This window comes from Paracoccus spongiarum (assembly GCF_030732095.1).
In the GTDB taxonomy this organism is placed as follows: domain Bacteria; phylum Pseudomonadota; class Alphaproteobacteria; order Rhodobacterales; family Rhodobacteraceae; genus Paracoccus; species Paracoccus spongiarum.
This window is the reverse complement of record NZ_JAVAMQ010000003.1, coordinates 53,722-70,407: the sequence shown is the minus strand read 5'-3', so window position 1 is coordinate 70,407 and position 16,686 is coordinate 53,722. Positions and strand designations below refer to the sequence as shown.

Here is a 16,686-nt window from a genome sequence, read left to right as displayed (position 1 = left end):
CGGAAACAATGACTTAGGGTGGAGAAGGTTGGATATCAGGCCCATCCCCTCCGCCACTTGCCCCCGCGACAGCGTTCTCCCGATCCGGCTACGGCCGGATTTTTCCGTTGTTTTCGAGGGTTATGCGGGAGGGGCTGTTAACCGGCACACGCCCCGAAAGACGCACAGGCGTTCTCTCCGTGCCGATATTCTCCAGACCTGTTAACCGCTGCGCTTTCGGTGAACAGCTCGCAAGCCACTGATTATAATAAGAATGATCGGCTGCGAGCGATGATCGCTGTTTGTATTGGCGTTTGGCATGAGGACGACACTGTCCTCGAACTGAGCGCGCGCGACGGCCGCGGTCTATTGCAGAGTGCGCCCTTCGTGGTGCCGCACTTCGTCCTCAATCTGATTCACGAAGTCTTCGATCTGCTCCTCGTCAAACACCTTGTTGTCGAACGGCACCTGACGAAGGATCTCGACGGCATTCCGGTACGCTGGCTCCAAGGAGGTGTTCTGAGGACGCCCCACTATGAAATGAACCTGAACATCCTCGGTTGTGCCAATCTTGACGGCTGAAAGGTGCCCCAGCCAGCGGCGTGCCTTATCCTTGATGTTGTCTGCGTCAGACAGGTCGAATGAAAGTGGCTCGTATACGTGCCAGCGCCCGTTCTTCCACGCATGACGAAACTCGACAGCGTCCGTGTTTCCTTGGATGCGCTTCGGCTCCAGCTCAACGTTTACACCATGCTCCTTGAGCTTCGCCTCGACGGGACGCCATACGTCGTCATCACTCCGTCGGCGCTCAGACGGTCGATCATACCTCGTTACAAAACGCAGATAGAGCTGATCGAAGGTCTTCTGCGGGTCCGCAGTCAGGCCGGCGCCTACTGGCGACCACTGCAACGAGCTGTCATCGAGCGGCAACGCGATCCGCGCATAGTCACCGGCTGTCCTCTCGCCTTTGAAAAGGCCCTCACTTTTCAGACTACGCTGAACGCTCTTCATCCCCCGATCGATGGCTTCGATCGCGCGCTTGTAGGACTCACTGTCCAGATCCGGAAAAACATTCTTTATACGGCCGAATGTCTTGCGGGATTTCGTCAGGATGAGCGGTCGACCAGGGACGACCATGACCAAGCCGACATTCACGAACTCGCCCGTAAGGACATCGTGAATGTATCGCAGAACGACGTAGCTATACGGCTCCTTCGCGGTCATGCCAGTATCCTCCCAAGTTCCCCGATACACGCATCGATGTTGTCCCTAGCCTCGGCGATCAACTTCAGCGCAGCATCTATGTCGGCGCGGGCTGCTGCCCACTCCGGGGGGATGGCTCCTTCATACTCCTGCAGCCGCGCATCCGACAAGGCGCTCCAGCGAGATTTGATCGCGCTGAAGTCGAACAGCGCGCCTTTCAGCTCATGCACGAAAATATGCCTGCCAGGGGTTTCTAAGTCCCTCATGCCGCCAAGTACCCATGGCGCGCGCCACAGGAGGAGCAGGCGGTGGGCGAAGGCAAGCTCGTGATCGATGATCCTCAGATCATTGCCCCTGACAAGGCAGTTCGGGTTCTCCGCCCGCCGATCAGGGTTCTGGATGATCGCGTCGAACAGCAGGATGCCAGCGGCCACTGGCCTCATCGCGTCGGAGAGGCGCTGACCGCTGCTCCATGTGGAGAAGCCCGTGCTCCGCGTCGAGCCAAACGCCACAGGGCAACTGCGGCGCAGCTTGTCAGCGATCTGGTGGTCAGTCACGACGGGAAAAATCTCCGGTGGGATCTCGACGAGCCAGGGCCTTGGCACCGGAAGCCCCAGATCGGCCGCAAGACATGCGGCGATGGCCTCTCTCGCCAAGTTCACAACCGCCTGGTCACAGCCAGCCGAAAGCTTGACGAAAACTTCTACCTCTTCCTCGACATGCGCTTCGCAGGCCGACAGGACAGGACCCGTTCGTCCCTGTACCGCAGCCCGGTCGATCCGGGTAAGGACGGCGCGAGGTATCATGCGGCTGTCGCTTTACCATTGAAGACTGAATGAAGGACCGACTGGATCAATGCGGACAGATCCGCCTGTGAGGCCGCTCCTTCTACCTGCAGGTCAGCCAAGACATCTAGCCGCTCCAAAAAGTCCTTTTGTGTTTGCAAGCTAGGAATAGGAATTGCCATTTGAAGAAATTTATCTTCCTTTAGGCGCACTCGATTTGTAGAGCCCTCACTAGCCCGACGGCAAAGATCCACAAACGCCTCTGTTCTTGTGATCCATTCAAAAAAGTGCGGCAAAACAATATTTGAATCTATATCAAAAGCTGGAAAGTCGCCGCTCACCAGGGCACCGTCCAAATCACCTAGGACAATTCCGAAAGCGCCGTGCCTTGCATCAATTCTTGACATGAGAAACTGTCCCGCAGAAACGCGAACCTGCTTCTCTGCCGCAATCTCAGATCCCCGCTTTATACCACGAAGCGCAAGACCTTTACCCCAAAGGCGAACCGTAATTTGCTTATACTCTGAAGAAGGCTCTAGACTGATCTTCTCTGTGTGTTTCACCAAGAACCGGCCAAGTTCGACTCGCCTAAGCTCCATATCCTTCTGGTTATCAAAGTAATCGCTAACCTCGAGTAGGCGGTCTAGGACAAGTCTCTGACGGTCCAGAAGAGACCTAATGATCTCTTTCGGGAGCCTTTCATCTTCAAAGCCGCGCGTGTGAGGGTTTTTGATGTCAAGGTTGCACTTGACAACACTGCCTTTCTCGTCCCTCTCGATCAGCTCTTTTGCGGATACCTTCCAAGCGCGCTCATTTTCACACCGATCATTCCACCAACTTAAGCAAGCTTCAAACTCTTCAAATGCCATTGGTGCAGTCTTCGAATACTTCTTTCTTCCCTCTGGTTCAGGCTGTTCATAAAACCATACATCTGTGGACGGGCCCGAAGTATCGAAGAACAGAAGGTTTGTGGCGATGTCGGTATACGGCTCGAAAACGCCTTCTCGTAGTCGCACAATGGTATGCAGGTTGAACTTCTCGAGCAGGTCCGCCTTGATCCGCGCCGAGATACCATCGCCGAACAGCGTGCCGTGCGGAACGACGACCGCGGCCCGCCCGCGCCCGGCGCGCTTCAGCCGTCGCATGATCAGTTGCAGGAACAGCAGCGCCGTTTCGGCCGTGCGCCGGTCCTCGGGGAAGTTGTTGAGGATGCCTGCCTCCTCCTCGCCGCCGAAAGGGGGGTTGGTGAGGATGACATTGACCCTCTGATCCTCGCCGATCTCGGCCAGACGGAAGCGAAGGGCGTTGCCAGGGTCGATGCGCGGGGCGTGCAGGCCGTGCAGCAGGAGGTTGAGCTGGGACAGCAGGAACGGCAGCGACTTGGCTTCGCCGCCGAAAAAGCTGTCCTCCTGCAGGATGCGCCGCTTCTCGACTGTATCGGCCTGGCGCTCGAGATGCTGGAAGGCCTCGGTCAGAAATCCCCCGGTTCCGCATGCCGGGTCGAGGATGGTCTCGCCCAGCTTCGGGTCGGTCACTTCGACCATGAACCGCACGACCGGCCGGGGCGTGTAGAACTCGCCTGAGTCCCCCGCCGCGTCGCGCATCTCTCGCAGCAGCGTCTCGTAGAGGCGGCCAAGGGTATGGACTTCCTCCGAAGAGTCGAAATGGATGCCGTCGATCAGGTTGACCACGTCGCGCAGCAGGTAGCCGCTCTCCATGCGGTTGGCGAAGCCCTGGAAGACCGTGGCGATCACGTCGCGCCGCTCTCGCCGCCCATTGTCGCCGCGCAAGCCTCGGAGATAGGCGAAGAGTCCCGGGCCGCGGGTGCCGTCCGGACGCTCCGTCACCTCGGAAACGAGAAACGACAGGAGGTCCGGGCCTGTGATGCCATCCGCATCCGCCGCCCAGTCTCGCCAGCGATAAGGAGCCTCGATGATCGGGCGATAGTCCTTGCCTGCGAGCTCCGCGCGTCCCTCCTCGATCCGCTCCATGTCGTCGAGGAACTTCAGGAACATGATCCAGGTGAGCATCGGCAACCGATCGAGGTCGCCGTTCAGCCCCTTGTCCTTCCGCATGATCTTGCGGGCGGACTTGATGATGCTGTCGAGACGCTGGGCAGTGGTCAGTTGCTTCGGCTCAGCCTTCTTACGGGCGGTTCTGGCCAAGTTGGATCTCCTTCAATTCAAGCGGTGTAGAGCAGACGCTGCAGCTCGGTGACGGCGCTGCGCAGCTCCTTGCCCCCGCCGAAGCGGGCGGCGATTTCGATGACGTTGCCCCACTCGTTGAACGGGGGCACTTCCAGGATGTCGGGTAGCTTGAACTGGGCACTGCCATGTTCGGCATACTTTTCAAGCACGGCATCCAAGACCTCGCGGGCATCCGGCCCGAAGCGGTCCAGAAACTCGTCCTGCTCTCTCAGCAGACGGTCAGCGCGCTCGCGCCGAGTTCGCAGCGGCGCGTTATATGCCAGATGGCAAAGGAGATCGAACGGATCGGCCTCCGGCTTTCCGACTGCATCAGCCAAGGAGTCGAGGTCGATGCCCTTCTCCTCGAGCCGCTCGACGATTTCCGCCCGGCGTTCAGGGTCAAGCCAGTCCGTGCGCAGTTCCGACGCATTGGGATAGAGCGTGCGAACCTTGTCGCCGGTGTAATCGGTAAGCTGGCGGCAGGCGAGCTGCCGCCCATCGGAATCGAGTTCGTACACGAGGTGCCGGACAATCGCTACCTCGCCGCCGTCGACATAGAACTTGCGGGGCCCGTTCTCGCCCTCGTCCCCCAACTCGACGGGTCCATCCGGGATATCGGGCCCTTCAGGAAGATCGTCCGGATCCGGCGCCACGTCTTCGATCTCGCGCTCTTCCACGATGTCGCCGTCGGCATTGATGACCGCTTCGTCCTCGCGGACGGGATCGCCGTCAAAGGCGGGATCGGCGAACATGCGCGTCGCGGTTCCGGTGTAGTCGATGATGTTGAAGGCGAGCTTGCCGTAGTCGGGCCTGAGGCGGGTGCCCCGTCCGATGATCTGCTTGAACTCGGGCATCGAGCCCACGACCCGCGCGAGCACGACATTCTTGCAGGTCGGGGCGTCCACTCCGGTCGTGAGAAGCTGCGACGTGGTGAGAATGACCGGCGTCTGGGTCTCGACATCCTGAAACTTCGCCCTGTGCGCGCTTCCCACATCGCCTTCGTCGGACGTCACACGGCAGACGTAGTCGGGATGGTCCTTCACGAGATCGGTGTTCAGGGCGGCGAGCGCCTGCCGCATCTCGAGCGCGTGTTCCTGGTCGACGCAGAAGACGATGGTCTTGGCGAAGCGGTCGGTCTCGGCCATGAAGCCCGCCAGATGTCTCGCAATGGCCTGCGTTCGTGCACGCAGCGCCACGACCCGCTCGAAGTCCCGCGTCGAGTATTCGGCGTCGGGGATCTCGCGACCATAGCGATCAAGTTCACCCCGCGTTGGACGCCAGCCGGCAGCGTCGTAGTCCGATATGACGCGATGGACGCGATACGGGGCCAGGAAGCCGTCAGCGATGCCCTGCGCGAGGCTGTACTCATAGAGCGGATCGCCGAAATAGTTGTAGGTGTCGACGTTGTCCTCTCGCCGCGGCGTCGCTGTCATCCCGATCTGGGTTGCGGGCTCGAACCACTCGAGAATTTCCCGCCAGTTGCTGTCGTCGCGCGCACTGCCGCGATGGCATTCGTCAATGATGATGAGATCGAAGAAGTCGCGCGCATACTCTCGGTAGAGACCGGGACGGTTCTCGTCACGCGCGATGGACTGGTAGATCGCGAAATACATGTCGCGGCTCTTGACCGCCACGCCGCCAGCTATCTTGTGACGGGCGTCGCCAAACGGGCTGAAATCCTTTGCCATCGGATCGTCGACCAGGACGTTGCGATCAGCGAGAAACAGGATCTTCGGGTTCCGGTTCACCCCTTTGAAATTCCAGCGTGCCGACCACAGCTTCCAGCAGATCTGGAAGGCGACGGCAGTCTTGCCCGCTCCGGTGCACAGTGTGAGCAATGCCCGCTTCCTGCCCTGAAGCGCCGCCTGTACGGCGCGGTTCACGGCGATCTCCTGATAGTAGCGAAGCGGTTTGGCTCGGTCTGGAAAGGTGGGCGTCAGCAGCCGTTCGGCCACCTGGTCGTCGACAATGCCCTCGGCACGGCGGAGCCGAGCCCAGAGGTCATCAGGCGCTGGGAAATCAGCAATGGTTCGCTCGATGCCGGTCGTGTAGTCGAACTCGACGATCTCGATCCCGTTGGTCGAATACGCGAATTGAAGACCAAGTATTTCGGCATATTCTTTGGCTTGTTGGAGCCCCTCCGCGGCGTGCCGGTAGCGGGATTTGGCCTCAACGACGGCGATCGGGAAATCCGGATTATATCGGAGAAGATAGTCTGAACGCTTCTGTTTTCCGCGGCGAGCCTTGCCACCGACAAACACGACCCGGCCGTCGGTGAAAGTTCTCTGCTCGTTTATCGCGTGCGGGCGATCATCCCAGCCTGCTTCCTGCAGTTTCGGGACGACGAACTTTCTGCAGGTATCGGCTTCGTTCATGCGCAATCTACTTCGCCCGGTTTCGACATGCCATCGCGCAGCAAACGGCTTGTCAAAGAACTCGGCTCAGATCAACGCGCAATTCTTTGGTTTGGCAGCTCTTTCGCCTGACAACGGCTCGGAGAAGCTACAGCGTGGCCGACTGATGCCGCAAGCCTTATTCCGTCCCTGGCAGCAAGGACTCGCGCTGCCTCGACCAGTCATCAGGGATCTGCACTCGCAGCGACTGAAGCGTCAGGCCCGGTGGATGCCGTGCGTCGAGTATCGCCTCGACGAGATCGGGTGCAAGCTGCGTCAGCCGAAGCACGCGCGTGAGGTAGGAGACAGCGATGCCTTCCTGTGCGGCGAGGTCGGCTACCGTGGCAAAGTCACCGTTGTCGAGCATGCTTTTCCAGCGGAACGCGCGCGCAAGCGCCTTGATGAGCGTATTGTCCGGCCTCCCGCGCGCTTGGGTGTCTGAGGGTCGCTGCATCTCCTTCCGCCCGCCGCGCTTCACTACGCGGAACGGCACATGGAGCGTCACCGTCTCGGGGACCGGCGTGCCGCGGGTCATGCAGCCGCTCCCATTTCTCCGGCCAGCATCTCGCGCGCGAGGCCGCCGAGACCATCCATGCGCAGCCGGACGTGGAGCCCGCCTTCGCCAATGTCCACGCGCTCGACCAGCAGCGTGACTATGCGCGCCTGCTCTGCCGGGAAGAGTTCGTCCCACAGCGGGTCGAGCTGCTGCAAGGCCGCGCGTGCGTCGGCCTCGGAGATGTCTTCGGCGTAGGCACGCGCCGCCTTCCAGGTCCCCGCAACAATCTCCGGCTGGCGGAACACGGCGCGGAGCTGGTCTATGACGGCGCCCTCGATTTCGCCCGCAGGCACGCGGCCGACCGGACACGAACCAGCACCATGCTTCAGCACGGTCTGACTGACATAGTAGCGGTAGAGCCTTTCGCCCTTGCGGGTGTGGGTCGGCGAGAACGCCGCGCCATCTGGGCCGAACAGTAGCCCCTTCAGCAGCGCAGGAGTATCTGCGCGGGTGCGGGCGGCGCGCTTGCGCGGGCTTTCCTGCAGGATGGCATGAACGCGGTCCCACGTCTCGTGGTCGATGATGGCGTCGTGCTCGCCGGGATAGCTGTCGCCCTTGTGGACCGCCTCGCCGATGTAGGCGCGGTTGCTGAGCATCCGATAGACGTACTTCTTGTCGATCCGGTTGCCGCGCGGCGTGCGGATGGGGGCGGTCAACACGCCCGCCTATCGCGGCACCGCGTATGTCGTCTTCGAGGAACTGGCGCTCTCGACCTACGGCAACCGCCTGCCGCAGCTCTCCTTCGAGGTGTTCCGGCCGCTCGCCGATCCCGACACCGCCGAGGGGCTGACGTGTTCTTCCACCTCGATCCGCTCTGGGCGGACCCGGAGATCGATTTCGTCGGCATCGACAACTACATGCCGCTCTCCGACTGGCGCGACGGGTTCGAGCATGCTGACGCCGCCGATGGCTGGCCCGCGATCTACGATCGGGCATATCTGCAGGCGAACATCGCGGGTGGCGAAGGCTTCGACTGGTTCTACGCCAGCGCCGCCGACCGCACCGCGCAGCTGCGGACCCCGATCACCGACGGTGCCGCCGGCAAGCCGTGGGTCTTCCGCTACAAGGATCTGCGCGCCTGGTGGTCGAACCAGCATTACAACCGCCCGGGCGGGGTGCAGAGCGCGACGCCGACGGAATGGGTGCCGCAGTCGAAGCCGATCCGGTTCACCGAACTCGGCTGCCCGGCCATCGACCGCGGCACCAACCAGCCGAACGTGTTCTTCGATCCGAAGTCCTCCGAGAGCTTCACGCCGTATTTCTCGCGGGGCTGGCGCGACGATGCGATCCAGCGCGCCTATCTCGAGGCGACCTATCTCTGGTGGGGCGTTCCGGCGAACAACCCGGTGTCCTCGGTCTACGGCGGCCGGATGGTGCATGTGCCCGAATGCGCCGCCTGGACCTGGGACGCGCGACCGTATCCGTTCTTCCCGGCGCTGACCGACGTCTGGACGGACGGTGCGAACTGGCGGCTCGGCCACTGGCTGACGGGGCGGCTCGGCGCGGTGTCACTGGCGGCGCTCGTGCGGCACCTCTGCCTGCGGGCCGGGATGCCCGGGTCGAGGATCGACGTCACCGGCCTCTGGGGCGCGGTCGAGGGCTACGCCATCACCGCGCTCGAAAGCCCGCGCGCCTCCATCACCACGCTGTCGCGGCATTTCGGCTTCGACGCCGTCGAGTCCGAGGGCGTGATCCGCTTCGTCATGCGCGGCCGGGCCGCGGTGGCGAGCGTGACGCCCGACGATCTGGTAGCGGCCCGCGAGGGCGACGTCCTCGAGCTGACGCGCGGCCAGGAGACCGAACTGCCGCAGGCGCTGAAATGGCAGGTCGCGCGCGCCGACGAGGATTACGGCGCGGCCCTCGTCGAGGCGCGGCGCATCGCGAACGCAACTCCCGCGCGCCCGCTCATGAGCCACCTGCCTTTCCGGTGTCGAGCCGGAGCGATGCGCCGCTGAGGCGGGCGAGGCCCATCGCTCGCGGCCTGTGCTGCATCGGATCGGTGGCAAGGGGGACGGTCATGTGGAGACGCCTGGCTCAGATTTCCTGCGCGCCGAGGTAGCGCCCGAAGGTCTGGGTGGTCGGGCCGAACAGGAGCACCTCATAGGGTTCGGGAACGACGCCGGAAAAATCCATGCCCGGCGAGCCGGCAGGCATTCCGGGAACGGCAAGTCCCGTCCCCGCGGGCCGCTCTGCCAGCAGGCGGCGGATCGCGGCGGCTGGCACATGACCCTCCACCACATAGCCCTCCACCTCGGCCGTATGGCAGGAGCTCAGCTCGGCCGGTACGCCGAGCCGCTCCTTGAGGCTGAACACGTCGTCCGAGTCCACCACCCGCACCGGGAAGCCCGCGGCTTCGATATGCTCGATCCAGCCACCGCAGCAGCCGCAGGACGGATCCTTGGTGACGGTCACAAGCGGCAGGGCCGCGGCCCGTGCCCAGGCGGGCATCGACAGCAGGAACGGAAGGGCGGCAGCCGCTGCGAGAACGGCGCGCCGGCCGATGGTGTGATCGTTCCGCATCGTCAAACCTTTCTTCGTGGACTCCATGATCTCACCGGCTAGTCCGGAGCGCGACCCACGAACGGGTGAGAATGCGCCGGCGTCCCGCGGCATGATGTCGCCTGTCAGATGCGCTCGCGGGAACGGCCCACGATGCCACCCGGACATCACAGCTTCACGCCCCGCAGCCGAGACGCATTCGCGATCACGCTGACCGAGGATAGCGCCATGGCGGCTGCCGCGATGATCGGCGACAGCAGGATGCCGAAGAACGGATAAAGCACCCCCGCGGCGATCGGGATACCGAGCGCGTTGTAGATGAAGGCGAAGAAAAGGTTCTGGCGGATGTTGCGCATCACCGCCTGAGACAGTCGCCGCGCCCGAACAATGCCGGTGAGATCGCCCTTCAGGAGGGTGACGCCCGCGCTCTCCATCGCCACGTCGGTGCCGGTGCCCATGGCGATGCCGACATCCGCGGCCGCGAGCGCAGGGGCATCGTTGACGCCGTCGCCCGCCATCGCCACCACCTCGCCCGCCGCCTTGTGCCGCTGCACGACCTCGCTCTTCTGGTCCGGCAGGACCTCCGCCTCGACCTCGTCGATGCCCAGCTGTCGGGCGACCGCCTTCGCTGTGGTCCAGTTGTCGCCGGTGAGCATGACCACGCGGATGCCTTGGGCCTTCAGCGCGGCAAGCGCTTCAGGCGTGGAGGGCTTGACCGGATCGGCGATGGCGAAGATTGCGGCGACCTCTCCGTCCACGCCCATGAAGATCGCGGTCGCCCCGTCTTGGCGCAGCCGGTCAGCCTGCGCGGCCAGCGGCGTCACATCGACCCCTTCTTCGGCCAGGAAGTTTGCGTTGCCGAGGGGAATGCGCTTGCCCTCGACCGTGCCATAGGCGCCCTTCCCGGTCGGCGAGTCGAAATCCGCAACCGGTGCGGTCGCGATCCCCCGCTCCTCTGCCGCGCGCACGATGGCGAGCGCCAGCGGATGCTCGCTCGCCCGCTCGACGCTGGCGGCCAGGCGCAGCACCTCCTCCTCGGTAAGACCGGCAGCGGGAACGATGGCCGTGACGGCGGGACGCCCCTCCGTCAGTGTGCCGGTCTTGTCGACGATGATCGTGTCGACCTTCTCCATGTGCTCGAGCGCCTCGGCGTTCTTGATCAGGACGCCATTCTGCGCGCCGCGGCCGACGCCGAACATGATCGACATCGGCGTCGCCAGACCCAGCGCGCAGGGGCAGGCGATGATCAGGACCGAAACCGCCACGACCAGCGCATAGGCGAAGCGCGGCTCCGGGCCCCAGATCGACCAGGCGATGAAGGCGAGCACCGCGACCACGATCACCGCCGGCACGAACCAGCCCGACACCTGGTCGGCAAGTCGCTGGATCGGGGCACGGCTGCGCTGTGCCTCTGCGACAAGCTGGACGATCTGCGACAGCATGGTGTCGCGTCCGACCTTGCGGGCCTCGATCACCAGCGCGCCGGACTGGTTCATGGTCCCCCCGATCGCCCGCGAGCCGACCTCCTTGGTCACCGGCATGGATTCGCCCGTCACCATCGACTCGTCGACGGCGCTGCGGCCTTCCAGCACCTCGCCATCCACGGGCACCTTCTCGCCCGGCCGCACCCGCAGGCGGTCGCCGACATGGACAGTGTCGAGCTGCACCTCTTCTTCGGTGCCGTCATCACGGATGACCCGTGCGGTTTTCGGGGCGAGATCGAGCAGCGCCCGGATTGCGCCGCTGGTGCTTTCCCGCGCCCGGAGTTCCAGCACCTGTCCGAGCAGCACGAGCACGGTGATGACCGCTGCGGCTTCGAAATAAACCGCGACCGACCCGTCATGCTGGCGGAAGGCGTCCGGGAAGATGTCTGGCGCGAGCGTCGCAACGACGCTGTAGATCCACGCCGCCCCCGTGCCCATGGCGACCCTGCGTTGCCGTCAGGCGGAGCGATGGACCGGGACGCCTCCAATTCGGACGGCGCATCGCGCGCTTGCTTCCGGACATTGGCAGTCATGGGGAAGGCTTTCCCTGTGGGCAGCACGCCAAAGCCTCGGCGCGACAAGTTAGACAAGGCTAATAATCATCCCTGTGGCTTTACGTGTCAATCCGGTTCGTGCGAGACTGGAAGGATGATGGCTGATGACCACACTGAAGCAGAAGCTCTCGAGCCCGAGGCGCGCCCCGCCGACCCACGCGCGGAGGCGTTCCAAGGGGTGCGAGAGGCGCGGCGCAACGAATTGGCGGAAGACTACGTCGAACTGATCGCGGAACTGATCCACGAACACGGCGAGGCACGGCCGGTCGAAATCGCGACCAAGATGGGTGTCACGGCGCCCACCGTCGCCAAGACACTCGGCCGTCTGGCCCGGGACGGCCTGATCACCCGCGCCAAGTACCGCTCGGTCTTTCTGACGGAAGAGGGCCGGGCGCTGGCCCGGGAATGCCAACAGCGGCACGAGATCGTGTTGCGGTTCCTGCTCAGTCTTGGTCTTGATCCCGAGACAGCCGAGCGCGATGCCGAAGGGATCGAGCATCACGTGAGCGAGCGAACGCTCGCCTTGTTCGCGGCCTTTGCCGACCGTTCCTGAGCCTTCCGTTCAGGCATTCTCCACGGCAGATCGCACAGCGGCGACAAGGCTTTCCGCGCTGAAGTTTTCCAGTCGCGTGCCGTTCAGAAAGAACGTCGGCGTCTGGCCGACGCCGAGGGCTTCAACATCGGCCATGTCCTGATTGAGGATGCCGGTGATCCCCGGAAACAGCCTGTCGCTTTCGGCCCGCTCGAGGTCGAGGCCAGCAGCTCCCGCGACCTGCCAGGCCACGTCCAGTCTCGGCATGCCATGCACTGCCCACTGGGGTTGCCGCTCCAGCAGCGCATCAAGCACCGGTTCGAGCTTGTCCTGCATCCGCGCGGTTTCGAGGATGCGCACCGCTTCGTCCGAGCCTTCGTGGAACACCGTGTAGCGCAGCACGACCCGGACCTGCTTCGGGAACTGCCGCCGGATTTCCTGCACCACCGGATGATAGGCTCGGCAGGCTTCGCAGGAGGGGTCGAAGAACTCGACCAAGGTAACCGGAGCATCCTCGGGGCCGAAGCTGGGGGAATGGGCGCGGATCAGAAGGGATGGATCCACCGCGGGGGTGGCGGCAGCGAGCGCTTCGGCCTCGGCCTGACGCTGGCGGTTCAGGATGGACGCACCGCCGCCGAATGCGACAAGCCCAAGAGCCGGAGCCCCGATCAAGAGAGTGCGGCGGTTCATATGCGGTTTCCTTTGGGCAAGATGAGACAGGCAAGGATCGCGGCAAAGGCTGCCAGCGACAGGTAGGGAATAGGCAGGCCCAGAATGATCTGCGCCGGACCAGAGCAGGACGGGCCATCCTTGGTGCAGGGTGCGATGTCCTGCGGGATTAGCCCCATGTAAAGCCCGGAATGCCAGGCGGCCAACGCCAGACCCGCCAGCGCCAGCGGCAGGGCGTATGGGCGGGCCATGCCGTCGCTTCGCCACAGCGACAGGCCAAGGATCGGCACCAGCGGGAACATGGCGATGCGCTGATACCAGCAGAGCGTGCAGGGCGTCTGTCCCAGCACCTCGCCGATGAAGAGCGCGCCAAGTGTTGCCGCCAGCGCGATCAGGAATGCGGCCGTAAGGTGCAAGTCGTCGTGGGACAGGCTCTGTACGTCAGTGTTGGTCAAGAACAGGCTCCTTGCGACGGCGTGCGGGAAGAGAGGCTGCGAGGATGCACACCGCGCCAAGCGTGATGGCAATATCCGCGACGTTGAACGTGGGCCAATGCCAGTCGCGCCAATAGAGGTCGAGGAAGTCGGTCACGGCGCCCTGCCGCAGCCGGTCGATGATGTTGCCAAGCGCACCGCCAACGACCAGCGCAAGACCGGCCCGCTCGAACGGGCGCGGCGCCCGGACTGCCATGACGGCGAAGATCAGGGTCAGAAATCCTGTCAGGGCCGCCATCAGCAGTGGCTTGCCCGCCATTACGTCCGACAGCATGCCGAAGCTCGATCCCTCGTTGAAGCCGAGCGTCAGGCTGAAGCCGGGAAGAACGGGAACCGTCTCGTCGCGAGAGAGCAGCGCCAGCGCCGCCGCCTTCGTCAGTTGATCGGCCAGCGTGGTGATACCGATCAGGGCAACGATCAGCCGGGTGCTCATTTGACGCTCCTGCGGCGCAAGCCGATCCAGCGCGGGACTGAAGCCGCGTAGCGCTCATACTCCGCGCCAAGGGACTGGCGCAGGACAGCTTCCTCGGACCGGATCTGCAAGGAGGCCGATCCGAGGAAGAGCAGCGGCGCAAGGATCGTCGGGAGTGAAGGGATTGCGAAGCCGACGCCCGCAAGCAGCGCGAACTGCCCGAGGAAGGTCGGATTGCGGCTGAACCGGTAAAGCCCGCCCGAGACGAGATCGCCCGTGGCATCGCTTGCGACCCCGACGCGCCACGATGTGCCCATCGACATCTGCGCGGCAAAAGCCACCATCGCGCCGACCCCGGCGAGGAACACGCCAACCGCACCAAGCGCAGCCACCTCTCCCTCGGTCCAGAGCGGGTCGGCCTTGTGCAGGATCGGCCAGGCCAGCCAGAAGAGTGGCCCGAACAAGGCGACGACGAAGGCCGCACGAAAGCCGAAGGCCGCCCAGCGGTCGCGTCCGGACGCCCGCCCGAAAAGCCAGACAGAGCGGCCAGATGCATCTGCCGCGATGGCGATGCCCCAGAGGAACAGCGCCAGATAGCCGAAGATCAGGACCAGGACGGCCCAGCCAAAGCCGGAGATCATGCGTCATGCCTCGCGTTCGGGCTTGAAAGCGAGAAGCCGCAGCGCATTGAGCGTGACCAGCACCGTTGCGCCGGTATCGGCGAGGATGGCAATCCAGAGCCCGGTGATCCCGAGGATGGTCGTCACCAGAAACACCGCCTTGAGGCCGAGCGCGATCGCCACGTTCTGCCGGACGTTGGCCATTGCCGCACGGGCGAGCCGGATCATCGCCGGGATATCGATCACCCGGTCGCGAAGGATCGCCGCATCGGCGGTTTCCAAGGCCACGTCGGTTCCTGACCCCATAGCCACGCCGACATCCGCCTGTTTCAGCGCGGGGGCGTCGTTGATCCCGTCGCCGATCATCAGCACGCCACCGTGCTCGCTCATGTCGCGGATCGCCGTGAGCTTGTCCTCGGGCATCATGTCGGCCTGGAACTCCATGCCGAGGCCCCCGGCAATGGCAGCGGCCGTGCGCGGATTGTCTCCGGTCAGGATGACCGGGGTGACACCCATGTCCTTGAGCTGCCGGACCGCCTCGGCCGCGTCCTTGCGGGGTTCGTCGCGCATGGCGATCAGGCCGAGCGGGGTCTTTTCACGGAACACCGCAACGGCGGTCTTGCCCTCTTCTTCGAAGACGGTGGCCTGGCGCAGGCCAGGATCGTCGAGGCCGCCGTTCTCCATCGCATGGCGGGGGGAGGTCACCCAGGCCGCTGCGTCCCCGACTGTCGCGATCACGCCCTTGCCCATCAGCGCCCTGGCATCGCGCGACGGCAGGGCTGCAACGCCCGCTTCCGTGGCCTTGTTCAGGATGGCGATGGCCAGCGGATGGCTGGATCCGGTCTCGACGCCCGCCGCCACGGCCAGAAGCTCGGCCTCGGTGGTGGCGCCGAAGGTCACGATATCGGTAACCATCGGCCGCCCGTGGGTCAGGGTGCCGGTCTTGTCGAAGGCGATGCGGCTGACCTTCGAGGCCGCCTCGATCACCGCGCCACCCTTCATCAGCAAGCCGCGCCGCGCGCCGGTGGATAGCGCCGAGGCGATTGAGGCCGGAACCGAGATGACCAGCGCGCAGGGGCAGCCGATCAGCAGAAGCGCAAGGCCACGATAAATCCAGGTATCCCAAGGCTGAGCGAAGGCCAGCGGCGGCACCAGCACGACCAGCGCCGCCACGGTGACGATGGCGGGCATGTACCAGCGGCTGAAGCGGTCGATGAAGCGTTCGGTCGGCGCGCGGGCCTCCTCGGCTTCTTCGACCAGACGGATGATGCGGGCGATGGTGTTGTCCTCGGCCGCCTTCGTGACCATTACGCGCAGCACGGCCTCGGTGTTGATCGACCCGGCAAAGACCGGATCGCCCGGCCCCCGCGTTTTCGGCATGCTCTCGCCGGTGACCGGGCTTTCGTCGATGCCGGATGTGCCCTTGGCGATCTCGCCATCCGCCGGGACGCGGTCGCCGGGGCGGACGAGCACGAACTGCCCGACCCGCAGGCTGGCGGCCGGAACCTCTTTCGTGACGCCATTCAGTTCAAGAAATGCGGTCTTCGGCACCAGATTGGCCAGAGCCCGAATGCCGTCCCGGGCCTTGCCCGCCGCGACACCTTCCAGAACCTCGCCGACCGCGAACAGGAACACGACCAGTGCCGCCTCCTCGGCCGCGTCGATGAAAAGGGCGCCGATGGCAGCCACGGTCATCAGGCTTTCGATGGTGAACGGTTGGCCCAGCCGCAGGGCGGCAAAGGCGCGTTGCGCCACCGGTGCCACGCCGATCAGGCAGGCGGCGACAAAGGCCCACTTGCCGAACTGAGGCGCCAGCAACTCTATGCCCCAGGCCACCGCCAGTAGGAGAGCGGTAAAGATGACGAGCTTGCCCTTGCCCGTCTGATACCAGCGCTTGCCGCGGTCTGCCGGGTCGTCATGGACATGGCTGGGGCTGCCGTGGCCGCTTTCGTCTCGTGTCGCGGCCGTGCCGGCCTTCGGGCCGCCGGGCATCACAAACTCGTTCTTGGCCGCCGCGGCGCGTGGTGCGATGCCGTATCCAAGGGCCCGGACCGTCTTTTCAACCTTGTCGCGGCCGGTCTGCGCCTCGTCCAGGGTCAGGCGCAGACGCTCGGACATGATGCCGACCTCCACGCCGCTGACGCCGGGGAGGCGCCCGACCGCATCCTTGATCTTGGTCGCGCAGGAGCCGCAATCCATGCCCGAAACGGTCCAGTCGCAGGCCGTCGCTGTTTCCACGTCGGTTCCCGTCATCGTCTTTCCTTCGCCCCGATCGGGCAGTTGCCTTCATCGAATCGGGAACTTAATGTCTCTAGCTATT

At 64.2% G+C, this 16,686-nt stretch carries 13 protein-coding genes and 2 pseudogenes; 2 read left to right on the top strand and 13 right to left on the bottom strand.

The genetic code is table 11. From position 1 onward, the window contains the following. Positions 1 to 345 precede the first annotated feature (345 nt). The 6 genes and pseudogenes from Q5Y72_RS04085 to Q5Y72_RS04060 all read right to left on the bottom strand — a co-directional run. Entirely contained in the window at positions 346 to 1,203 is an 858-nt protein-coding gene (locus Q5Y72_RS04085; RefSeq protein ID WP_305962133.1) for a DUF3037 domain-containing protein, read from the bottom strand. Continuing rightward, positions 1,200 to 1,988, bottom strand: coding sequence for a HipA family kinase (locus tag Q5Y72_RS04080; protein WP_305962132.1), 789 nt, complete (start codon positions 1,986 to 1,988; stop codon positions 1,200 to 1,202). The genes Q5Y72_RS04085 and Q5Y72_RS04080 overlap by 4 nt, the downstream gene beginning before the upstream one ends. Beyond that, positions 1,985 to 4,132 carry an N-6 DNA methylase gene (locus Q5Y72_RS04075; RefSeq protein WP_305962131.1) on the bottom strand — a complete coding sequence of 716 codons (2,148 nt, stop codon included), beginning with the start codon at positions 4,130 to 4,132 and terminating at the stop codon, positions 1,985 to 1,987. The genes Q5Y72_RS04080 and Q5Y72_RS04075 overlap by 4 nt, the downstream gene beginning before the upstream one ends. 17 nt (positions 4,133 to 4,149) lie before the next feature. Continuing rightward, complete coding sequence (gene hsdR / locus Q5Y72_RS04070; protein WP_305962130.1) at positions 4,150 to 6,528, bottom strand: EcoAI/FtnUII family type I restriction enzme subunit R; 2,379 nt, start codon at positions 6,526 to 6,528, stop codon at positions 4,150 to 4,152. 157 nt (positions 6,529 to 6,685) lie between these two features. After that, the gene (locus tag Q5Y72_RS04065) at positions 6,686 to 7,081 is read right to left on the bottom strand and encodes a ParB/RepB/Spo0J family partition protein (protein ID WP_305962129.1); all 396 of its coding nucleotides are present in this window, start codon (positions 7,079 to 7,081) and stop codon (positions 6,686 to 6,688) included. Further along, positions 7,078 to 7,746, bottom strand: a pseudogene (locus tag Q5Y72_RS04060) (recombinase family protein); the annotation flags it as partial. The pseudogene Q5Y72_RS04060 and the gene Q5Y72_RS04065, both read right to left, overlap by 4 nt. Before the next feature lie 144 nt (positions 7,747 to 7,890). Between Q5Y72_RS04060 and Q5Y72_RS04055 the strand changes: the two are divergent. Continuing rightward, positions 7,891 to 9,054 (top strand): annotated as a pseudogene (locus Q5Y72_RS04055) (glycoside hydrolase/phage tail family protein); the annotation flags it as partial. An 82-nt stretch (positions 9,055 to 9,136) separates the two neighbouring features. Here the strand turns inward: Q5Y72_RS04055 and Q5Y72_RS04050 are convergent. Beyond that, positions 9,137 to 9,622: a DUF411 domain-containing protein gene (locus tag Q5Y72_RS04050; protein WP_305962128.1), complete on the bottom strand. Its 486-nt coding sequence runs from the start codon at positions 9,620 to 9,622 to the stop codon at positions 9,137 to 9,139. A 146-nt stretch (positions 9,623 to 9,768) separates the two neighbouring features. After that, positions 9,769 to 11,523 (bottom strand): copper-translocating P-type ATPase, encoded by a 1,755-nt coding sequence (locus Q5Y72_RS04045; RefSeq protein WP_305962127.1) that lies wholly within the window; start codon positions 11,521 to 11,523, stop codon positions 9,769 to 9,771. A gap of 213 nt (positions 11,524 to 11,736) precedes the next feature. Here Q5Y72_RS04045 and mntR point away from each other — a divergent pair, with 213 nt between their 5' ends. After that, entirely contained in the window at positions 11,737 to 12,192 is a 456-nt protein-coding gene (mntR, locus tag Q5Y72_RS04040) for a manganese-binding transcriptional regulator MntR (protein ID WP_371930756.1), read from the top strand. Between the two features lie 9 nt (positions 12,193 to 12,201). Here the strand turns inward: mntR and Q5Y72_RS04035 are convergent, their stop codons facing one another. The 5 genes from Q5Y72_RS04035 to Q5Y72_RS04015 are packed head-to-tail and all read right to left on the bottom strand — an operon-like array spanning position 12,202 to position 16,619. Next, positions 12,202 to 12,861, bottom strand: a complete 660-nt coding sequence (locus tag Q5Y72_RS04035) for a DsbA family protein (RefSeq protein WP_036708053.1) — start codon at positions 12,859 to 12,861, stop codon at positions 12,202 to 12,204. Beyond that, positions 12,858 to 13,295 (bottom strand): disulfide bond formation protein B, encoded by a 438-nt coding sequence (locus tag Q5Y72_RS04030; RefSeq protein ID WP_081962575.1) that lies wholly within the window; start codon positions 13,293 to 13,295, stop codon positions 12,858 to 12,860. Before Q5Y72_RS04030 ends, Q5Y72_RS04035 begins: the two co-directional genes overlap by 4 nt. Next, positions 13,282 to 13,767, bottom strand: a complete 486-nt coding sequence (gene lspA / locus Q5Y72_RS04025; protein WP_036700251.1) for a signal peptidase II — start codon at positions 13,765 to 13,767, stop codon at positions 13,282 to 13,284. Before lspA ends, Q5Y72_RS04030 begins: the two co-directional genes overlap by 14 nt. Next, complete coding sequence (locus Q5Y72_RS04020; RefSeq protein WP_036708051.1) at positions 13,764 to 14,387, bottom strand: methyltransferase family protein; 624 nt, start codon at positions 14,385 to 14,387, stop codon at positions 13,764 to 13,766. Before Q5Y72_RS04020 ends, lspA begins: the two co-directional genes overlap by 4 nt. A 3-nt stretch (positions 14,388 to 14,390) precedes the next feature. Next, entirely contained in the window at positions 14,391 to 16,619 is a 2,229-nt protein-coding gene (locus tag Q5Y72_RS04015) for a heavy metal translocating P-type ATPase (protein WP_305962125.1), read from the bottom strand. Positions 16,620 to 16,686: the final 67 nt, after the last annotated feature.

Excerpts from the sequence above, each read along its gene's own strand:
- Q5Y72_RS04085 (WP_305962133.1), bottom strand. The coding sequence starts at position 1,203 with ATGACCGCGAAGGAGCCGTATAGCTACGTCGTTCTGCGATACATTCAC.
- hsdR (WP_305962130.1), bottom strand. The coding sequence starts at position 6,528 with ATGAACGAAGCCGATACCTGCAGAAAGTTCGTCGTCCCGAAACTGCAG.
- Q5Y72_RS04020 (WP_036708051.1), bottom strand. The coding sequence starts at position 14,387 with ATGATCTCCGGCTTTGGCTGGGCCGTCCTGGTCCTGATCTTCGGCTAT.
- Q5Y72_RS04080 (WP_305962132.1), bottom strand. The coding sequence starts at position 1,988 with ATGATACCTCGCGCCGTCCTTACCCGGATCGACCGGGCTGCGGTACAG.
- lspA (WP_036700251.1), bottom strand. The coding sequence starts at position 13,767 with ATGAGCACCCGGCTGATCGTTGCCCTGATCGGTATCACCACGCTGGCC.
- Q5Y72_RS04050 (WP_305962128.1), bottom strand. The coding sequence starts at position 9,622 with ATGCGGAACGATCACACCATCGGCCGGCGCGCCGTTCTCGCAGCGGCT.
- mntR (WP_371930756.1), top strand. The coding sequence starts at position 11,737 with ATGGCTGATGACCACACTGAAGCAGAAGCTCTCGAGCCCGAGGCGCGC.
- Q5Y72_RS04035 (WP_036708053.1), bottom strand. The coding sequence starts at position 12,861 with ATGAACCGCCGCACTCTCTTGATCGGGGCTCCGGCTCTTGGGCTTGTC.
- Q5Y72_RS04065 (WP_305962129.1), bottom strand. The coding sequence starts at position 7,081 with ATGACCCGCGGCACGCCGGTCCCCGAGACGGTGACGCTCCATGTGCCG.
- Q5Y72_RS04045 (WP_305962127.1), bottom strand. The coding sequence starts at position 11,523 with ATGGGCACGGGGGCGGCGTGGATCTACAGCGTCGTTGCGACGCTCGCG.
- Q5Y72_RS04015 (WP_305962125.1), bottom strand. The coding sequence starts at position 16,619 with ATGACGGGAACCGACGTGGAAACAGCGACGGCCTGCGACTGGACCGTT.